Genomic DNA, 7,715 nt, shown 5'->3' with positions numbered 1-7,715 from the left:
CGTATCATTCTGGACAGCGAACAGGCTGGGCAGTTGAATGCTGGCGACCCGGTATTGTTCCGTGGCTACCGGGTCGGATCGGTAGAAACCAGCACCTTCGATGCTAAGTCACGCTTAATGCGTTATCAGTTATTTATTGGTGCGCCTTATGACAGTCTGGTCACCAGCAATGTCCGTTTCTGGAAGGACAGTGGTGTAGCGGTCGATCTATCATCACAAGGAATGCGAGTTGAAATGGCATCGCTGGCAACCCTTTTCAGTGGTGGCGTAAGTTTCGATGTGCCTGATGGTTTGGATCTGGGCAAGCCGGTCACGGCAGATAAAGCTGAATTCAAACTGTTTGATAATCGCAGCAGCATTCAAAATTCTCTGTTCACGGAACATGAAGATTTCTTGTTGTTCTTCTCCGACTCTGTACGTGGTTTGCAGTCTGGTGCGCCGGTAGAGTTCCGTGGTATTCGTGTGGGTACTGTAGCCGATGTGCCGTTCTTCACCGAAGGTATGCGGCAGCGGGTTGATAATGATTTCCGTATTCCGGTGCTTATTCGCATTGAGCCAGGCCGTTTCCGCGATGATTTAGGCTCGGATACCAACTTTGCGCAAATATTGAAAACAGCCAAAGAACGCGGGCTACGTGCCTCATTGAAATCAGGGAACTTGCTGACGGGTGCGCTGTTTATTGATCTGGATTTCTACCCAGATGCCAAACCGTGGAAAGGGCCGTTGGAAGTGGCGGGCTATCCATTGCTGCCCACCGTCAGTGGTGGCTTAGCGCAAATTCAGCAGAAATTGATGCAAACACTGGATAAGATTAATAGTCTACCGCTGGATCCAATGGTGAATGAAGTCACGAAGACACTGGCTGAAAGTCAGAAAACGATGCGTGAAACTCAGAAAACCTTGGCGGCATTGACCGCAATCACCTCAAGCCCGGCGATGCAGGATCTCCCCAAAGATCTGCAAAAAACCCTGAATGAGTTGAATCGTAGCATGAAAGGCTTCCAGCCAGGTTCACCGGCCTACAACAAGATGGTGGGTGATATGCAACGGTTAGATCAGGTCTTGCGTGAATTACAGCCAGTATTGCGTACGCTGAATGAGAAGAGTAACGCGCTGGTATTTGAAGCGGCAGGAAGTCAGGATCCTCAGCCTAAGAAGGCCAAAAAATGATGAAATGGATGGCAGTTCTCGCAGCGCTGTTACTTAGCGCTTGCAGTAGCGAACCCGGCAAAACCTACTATCAGTTACCGGCACTCAGCGCGCCTGCTACGGTCAGTAGTAGTGTTGCTTCAAGGCAATTATGGATTGAACATGTTGGTGTCGCTGATTATCTGGCTGCGACGGGAGTGGTATACCAAACCAATGATGTACAGTATGTCATTGCCAGCAACAACCTGTGGGCCAGTCCACTGGATCAACAGTTGCAGCAAACCTTGGTAACCAATCTGAGTAATGCGCTGCCGGGTTGGTTGGTCTCTTCACAACCACTGGATAGCGATCAGGATGTCCTCAATGTGACTGTAACCGGCTTCCATGGCCGCTATGATGGTCGCGCCGTTATTCGTGGTGTGTGGATACTGAAACATCAGGGACAGTTGATTAAGCAGCCATTCGATCTCGAACTTAAACAGAGTGAAGACGGCTACGATGCTCTGATCCGAACCTTGGCGCAGGGCTGGCAGCAGGAAGCCAAGGTTATTGCTGCTCAGTTACAAAACGTTAAGTAATATTTTGTTCTAATTTAGTCTAATATCAGTCAAACCCTCTTTCGTTGCTAATGAAAAATTACTGCGAAAGAGGGTTTTTTGTTTAATATCAATATTTTACCTTCATTCACCCCAAATCAATCACTTAGCAAATTCAGCGGGCATAGCTCACAAATATGACATTGGCGTGAATTTTGCGCATTGCTTTTCTGTTTCCTAAGGTCTATCACTTAATTGTGACTGCACATAAAGTGGTCACTGTTTTCTTTCCACCAGACCGAAAGATGAGGGAAACGAGGCATGAAGAGACAGAAAAGAGATCGCTTGGAAAGGGCGTTGTCACGCGGGTATCAAGCAGGTATTTCAGGGCGTTCAAGGGAAATTTGTCCCTATCAAGCTTTAGACGCCAGATCGCATTGGTTAGGAGGTTGGCGACAAGCCATGGAGGACAGGGCTGTGACCGCTTAAGCGGCTCTCTGTCAGACTAAGGGATCACCTCCGCTTTATGCGCATATTGCGGAGGTTTTCATTTTTACTCTTCGTTCTTGTCGCCGCAGCGTTGTTGGCTGCGTTCGCTCATCCGAATCATTGACTGGTGTCAACTCATCGGAATTCACTCATTTGCCGCCTAGCTGCAACACCAATTACTTTGAGTAATACAGGTGGTACTTGTCGCCGCAACGTTGTTGGCTGCATTCGTTCATCCGAATCATTGACTGGTGTCAACTCATCGGAATTCACTCATTTGCCACCTGGCTGCAACACCAATTACTTTGAGTAATACAGGTGGTACTTGTCGCCGCAGCGTTGTTGGCTGCGTTCGCTCATCCGAATCATTGACTGGCGTCAACTCATCGGAATTCACTCATTTGCCGCCTGGCTGCAACACCAATTACTTTGAGTAATATAGGTGGTACTTGTCGCCGCAGCGTTGTTGGCTGCATTCGCTCACCCGAATCATTGACTAGCGTCAACTCTTCGAGGTCTGACCAACTATTCAGCCCAGCGTTTTAGCAAGATACTCGCGTTAACCCCACCAAAACCGAAGCCATTTGACAGCGCATAGGTTATCTCATGGGGGAGAGCTTTACCTGCCACAATATTCAACCCCTTGGCCGCAGCATCCAGATTCTCCAAATTCAGAGTGGCAGGCACGATTTGATCACGCAGTGCCAGTACCGTGAAGATGGTTTCCAATCCGCCAGCCGCCCCCAGCAAATGCCCGGTGGCTGACTTGGTTGAGGTAATGGCTAAGGTATTACCTTCACCAAATAAGTGTTTAATCGCATTGATTTCGCCAAGATCCCCCACCGGAGTTGAGGTTGCATGCGCATTAAGATGCTGAACTTGTTCTGGCTTAATTTTGGCCTGACGCAAAGCGATCTTCATTGCGCGATATGCGCCATCACCATCTTCAGCTCCAGAGGTCATATGGTAGGCATCGGCACTGGTACCGTAGCCGACAATCTCAGCTAACGGTTGTGCACCACGGGCGAGAGCATGTTCTAATTCTTCAATAATCAGTAAACCGGCACCTTCCCCCATCACAAAACCATCGCGAGCACTGTCGAAGGGACGGGAGGCTTTCTCAGGTGTGCTATTAAAACCGGTTGATAGAGCACGAGCTGCAGCAAAACCAGCCAAACTGACCTTATCAATCGCGGCTTCAGCGCCACCACATAAGGCAACATCCGCTTCATCGTTGCGGATCATCCGCACCGCATCACCAATAGCTTGCACTCCCGCCGCACAAGCGGTGACGGGCGCGCCAATTGGCCCTTTAAAATGATGTTTAATAGAAACATGACCCGCAGCCAAATTCACCAAAAATGAAGGTATAGTGAAAGGGGAGAGGCGTTTTGGCCCGCGAGTGTCGGTGGTGCGTACGGCATGAGCAATCGCAGGGAAACCGCCAATACCAGAACCAATCACGGTAGCGGTACGCTCCTGTTTTTCTACATCGTCAGCATGCCAGTCGGCTTGGGTAATAGCTTCATCTGCCGCCGCCATCGCAAACGCAATGAAACGATCCATTTTCTTCTGATCTTTTGGCGCAACAGCTTTATCAGGATCAAAGCCTGCTTCTGAGTCTGCGTCAAGTGTAGGCACTTGCCCACCAATCTTAGCTGACAAATCACCGACAATCTCATCCGGCAGAATACGGATACCGGATTGTCCTGCCAGCAAACGTTGCCAAACAGTTTCGCTACCACAGCCTAACGGGGAAACCACACCCATTCCTGTAATTACTACACGGCGCGTATTCATTGTTTTTCCTTTTGAGACTTAATTGAGTGAGACTGTTGCCTGGTATCTATTGACTGTTTGCCATGCATCAGTGCCAACCGTTTATTAATTATATCGCTCTTGACGGAGCCTGCCGCAAGAGTGACATCTTGTGCACAAATAGGTTGCCCGGTATTTCTGTCCAGTAAGATAGTTTCTACCGGATTACCCGTACGGCGATCTGCGAGTACCACCGCAGGACCAAGTGGTGCAAAATGCTGATTACCCCACTGGAATAGTGCCGCCATCACTGGGAAAAAATCATTGCCACGCTCAGTCAGTAAATACTCATAGCGGGCAGGACGCGGATTATAGAGCCGCTTTTCAAGGATCCCACTTTCCACCAGATACTTTAGGCGGCGGGTGAGGATAGTGGGTGATAGCTGCAAACTTTGCTGAAATTCATCAAACCGCGTTAACCCCTGAAAGGCATCGCGGATGATTAATATGCTCCACCATTCGCCGACGCGTTCAAGAGAGCGGGCAACCGGGCAAGGCATGTCTTCAAGGCGGGTTCTTTGCATTCCATTCCTCACATCATTATTGTGGCTTTGGCTGAGCGTGGGCTGAAAATTAACATTCAACAAGTGACTACATTTATTGTAGTTACTTCGGTTAAAAAAAATGCCTCGTGGCATCATTATTATGGTGCAGGGGAGTAACTGCCCCTGCACAGGGATAACAAATATTAGAAAGTATTGGTGTCTTTAAACAGACCGACTTTCAAGTCGGTGGCAGTGTAAATCACTTTGCCATCAACCAAAACTTCACCGTCCGCGACACCCATAATTAATTTACGCATAATGACACGTTTAAAATTAATACGATATGTTACTTTCTTGGCTTCAGGCAGTACCTGACCGGTGAATTTAACTTCACCGACACCCAGCGCGCGACCTTTGCCTTCGCCACCTAGCCAGCCAAGATAGAACCCAACCAATTGCCACATAGCATCAAGGCCCAGGCAGCCTGGCATTACAGGATCACCGATAAAGTGGCAACCGAAGAACCATAGATCTGGATTGATATCCAGTTCCGCTTCCACATAACCTTTACCATAGGTACCGCCGTTTTCTGTCATCTTGACGACACGGTCCATCATTAACATATTGCCTGCTGGCAATGGTGGCCCGCCAGCGCCAAACAGTTCGCCACGGCCTGATGCTTCAAGGTCTTCTTTTGTATAGGATTCGCGTTTATCTACCATGTTCTCAGTAAGCCTTATTTTAGTGAAGTGCGCAGAATAGCGTACACCTGTACGCTGAGCAAGTCCGATCAGCCCTGGTTGAACCAGTTTAGCCAGCGTAATGGCCATGGCCAACGGTGTCTGTCCTGCGGATTAACCTGTGAGATTCGCTCTTGAATTATACCTAACAGGCTTGGTTGCTGCTCGTCGGCATACACCATGCCTGTCAATAACGGCAGTGCTTCAGCGGCGCTATCAACCGCCCAGAGATGGAACTGACCATTTTGTACCGCCTCAATCACTGCCTGATTCAGGCATAAATGACGGACATTGGTGGTCGGTAGAATCACCCCTTGAGTACCCGTCAACCCGCGACGCTGACAGGCTTCGAAGAAGCCTTCGATCTTTTCATTCACGCCGCCAATAGGCTGCACATTACCAAACTGATCAACAGAGCCTGTGACCGCAATTTGCTGGTTGATCGGTTGCTGCGAAAGGGCACTGATCAAGGCGCAAAGCTCGGCCAGTGATGCGCTATCACCATCGACCTCACCATAGGATTGCTCAAAAACAATCGAAGCCGAGAAGGGTAGCGGCTGATCAAGTTCCAATTCTGAGATCAAGAATGCTTGCATAATCATCATGCCTTTAGCATGTAGATTACCGCCCAGTTCCGCTTTACGTTCAACGTCAACAAACTCGCCATCACCCAAGTGAACCACACAACTGATACGTGCAGGTTCGCCAAAAGCATAAGGGTGACCTGGGTATTCCAGTACCGACAAACCATTAATCTGACCGACGACTAACCCTTCGGTATCAACCAAAATCTGCCCTAGTTCAATCTCATCTTGCATCCGCTCAGCAAGATAACTATTGCGCCAATCACGGGCATTCAAGGCAATGTCCAGCGCATTGGCTGTAATTGACTCTTCTTCAGCATACAGCGCTGCTTCTGCCAACTGGCCAGTTAGCCATACAGGGCACAGCGGCAGACTGCCCTGATCACCGCTGTAGCGCACTGCCTGACGAAACAGAACTGGCCAGGCATCGGCAGATAAAGATGGCAACTGTTTTTTCTGCAATAACGCATTGATATAGCCACACCATAGGGTCATGCCATCGATATCGACCAGCGGTAGCTCGACCTCGAACTCGCCATAGATAGCCAATTCGCCTAACTCGGGTTCCATATCGTGGAAATCGCCAAGGCCCAGACGGTCGCCAACGAGAATCAGGCGCAGATCCAGTGGCATCGAGGGAATGTGTACTGGCAGAGGGCGGGTTTCATCAGGTGACAACCAATCGAAGCGCTGCTGGACAATCATCTGTTTCAGACGCAGCCACATCAGTGGTTGAGCTTGTAATGCCCGTACTGACAGGATCAATATGCCGCCATTAGCCTGATGAACCAAGCCGGGTTGCAGACTGATTTGATCTTTATGCCATCTAACACAACCAAACAGTTGTTCTGGTTCTACCCATTCCTGATAGAGACAGCGTGAATGTGCCGCAAAAGGCTCGTTACCACGTTGTGCCGGCTGCCAGGTCACTAGATTGCCATCAATCTGATAATCGCCACCAAACACGGCAGAGGCTTCAGGTTGCAGCTCTTTAACTGCCTGCGCGATCAATGCCAGATACTCAGTACTCTCCTGTGCTTTAATCAGCATAAAACGCGGTTGAGATTGTGGATGACAAAATAGCGTCATGCCATTCTCTAACCGGGGCTGAATCGCCGAGAAAGAAACCGGCTCCAACTGGGAGGCAGTAGTAAATAACGCTTCATAGGGCGTTGCGTTCGGCAGCATTGACTGCCATTCAAGTCGGTTATTGGTCAAAGTAATAGATGCAATCGTCAAAAAGGGAAAGGGCGATTATACAAGAATAAAGCAGGCTGCATATACGTAGAGTGGCAGTTGGTAGCAAGGAGTAAGACATCGGCAGTATTCCGTACAAAAAACAAACTAATCATAGGCTTTTTGTAGGGTGAAATTCTGCATAAAACTGTTATGCTTGACTTAAGTTACACGGTCACTAAAGAGCTCACGATGAAATATCAACAACTGGAAAATCTGGAAAGTGGTTGGAAATGGGCGTATTTGGTAAAAAAACACCGTGAAGGTGAAGCCATTACCCGCCACATTGAAAACAGTGCAGCGACAGACGCAGTAGAGCAATTGATGAAACTGGAAAGTGAACCAGTAAAGGTGCTGGAGTGGATTGACACTCATATAAACGTACAACTGGCGACGCGGATGAAGCAGACTATCCGCGCCAGACGTAAGCGCCATTTCAATGCTGAGCATCAGCATACGCGCAAAAAATCGATCGATCTGGAATTTCTGGTTTGGCAGCGTTTGGCCGCTCTAGCCCGGCGCCGTGGCAATACTCTGTCAGATACAGTGGTGCAGTTAATTGAAGATGCTGAGCGTAAAGAGAAATATGCCAACCAGATGTCATCTTTGAAACAGGACTTACAGGATATTCTTGGTAAAGAGATTTAACCTGTCTTGGTATGAATTAGATAAAAGATG

Annotated in this window: 8 protein-coding genes; 4 read left to right on the top strand and 4 right to left on the bottom strand. The window is 48.7% G+C overall.

The window, feature by feature from the left end; translation table 11 throughout:
- The 3 genes from pqiB to rmf all read left to right on the top strand — a co-directional run.
- On the top strand, window positions 1–1,170 hold a 1,170-nt coding region (gene pqiB / locus V1952_RS18120), incomplete at its 5' end, for an intermembrane transport protein PqiB (RefSeq protein WP_420071312.1).
- A complete protein-coding gene (pqiC, locus tag V1952_RS18115) occupies window positions 1,167–1,727 on the top strand; it encodes a membrane integrity-associated transporter subunit PqiC (protein ID WP_083158464.1) in 561 nt (186 codons plus the stop codon). The genes pqiB and pqiC, both read left to right, overlap by 4 nt.
- Before the next feature lie 279 nt (window positions 1,728–2,006).
- Entirely contained in the window at window positions 2,007–2,174 is a 168-nt protein-coding gene (gene rmf / locus V1952_RS18110; protein WP_005170911.1) for a ribosome modulation factor, read from the top strand.
- A 525-nt stretch (window positions 2,175–2,699) separates the two neighbouring features.
- On the opposite strand, the gene fabF is transcribed toward rmf, so the two are convergent.
- From fabF to V1952_RS18090, 4 genes are all read right to left on the bottom strand, one after another.
- Entirely contained in the window at window positions 2,700–3,974 is a 1,275-nt protein-coding gene (gene fabF, locus V1952_RS18105) for a beta-ketoacyl-ACP synthase II (RefSeq protein WP_083158465.1), read from the bottom strand.
- Entirely contained in the window at window positions 3,971–4,516 is a 546-nt protein-coding gene (locus tag V1952_RS18100) for a winged helix-turn-helix transcriptional regulator (protein WP_372569307.1), read from the bottom strand. The genes fabF and V1952_RS18100 overlap by 4 nt, the downstream gene beginning before the upstream one ends.
- A gap of 164 nt (window positions 4,517–4,680) precedes the next feature.
- Window positions 4,681–5,199 (bottom strand): bifunctional 3-hydroxydecanoyl-ACP dehydratase/trans-2-decenoyl-ACP isomerase, encoded by a 519-nt coding sequence (gene fabA, locus V1952_RS18095; protein ID WP_420075259.1) that lies wholly within the window; start codon window positions 5,197–5,199, stop codon window positions 4,681–4,683.
- A 68-nt stretch (window positions 5,200–5,267) separates the two neighbouring features.
- A complete protein-coding gene (locus V1952_RS18090) occupies window positions 5,268–7,019 on the bottom strand; it encodes an AAA family ATPase (protein ID WP_372559314.1) in 1,752 nt (583 codons plus the stop codon).
- A gap of 210 nt (window positions 7,020–7,229) precedes the next feature.
- Here V1952_RS18090 and matP point away from each other — a divergent pair, with 210 nt between their 5' ends.
- Complete coding sequence (gene matP / locus V1952_RS18085) at window positions 7,230–7,685, top strand: macrodomain Ter protein MatP (protein ID WP_420075258.1); 456 nt, start codon at window positions 7,230–7,232, stop codon at window positions 7,683–7,685.
- Window positions 7,686–7,715: the final 30 nt, after the last annotated feature.

The organism is Yersinia sp. 2542 StPb PI (assembly GCF_048593855.1).
In the GTDB taxonomy this organism is placed as follows: domain Bacteria; phylum Pseudomonadota; class Gammaproteobacteria; order Enterobacterales; family Enterobacteriaceae; genus Yersinia; species Yersinia enterocolitica_E.
Note: the sequence above shows the minus strand (reverse complement) of the source record. Positions and strands in the feature narration are given on the sequence as shown.

Coding starts and splice junctions, on each gene's coding strand:
- V1952_RS18100 (WP_372569307.1), bottom strand. CDS start 4,516: ATGCAAAGAACCCGCCTTGAAGACATGCCTTGCCCGGTTGCCCGCTCT.
- pqiC (WP_083158464.1), top strand. CDS start 1,167: ATGATGAAATGGATGGCAGTTCTCGCAGCGCTGTTACTTAGCGCTTGC.
- rmf (WP_005170911.1), top strand. CDS start 2,007: ATGAAGAGACAGAAAAGAGATCGCTTGGAAAGGGCGTTGTCACGCGGG.
- fabA (WP_420075259.1), bottom strand. CDS start 5,199: ATGGTAGATAAACGCGAATCCTATACAAAAGAAGACCTTGAAGCATCA.
- matP (WP_420075258.1), top strand. CDS start 7,230: ATGAAATATCAACAACTGGAAAATCTGGAAAGTGGTTGGAAATGGGCG.
- fabF (WP_083158465.1), bottom strand. CDS start 3,974: ATGAATACGCGCCGTGTAGTAATTACAGGAATGGGTGTGGTTTCCCCG.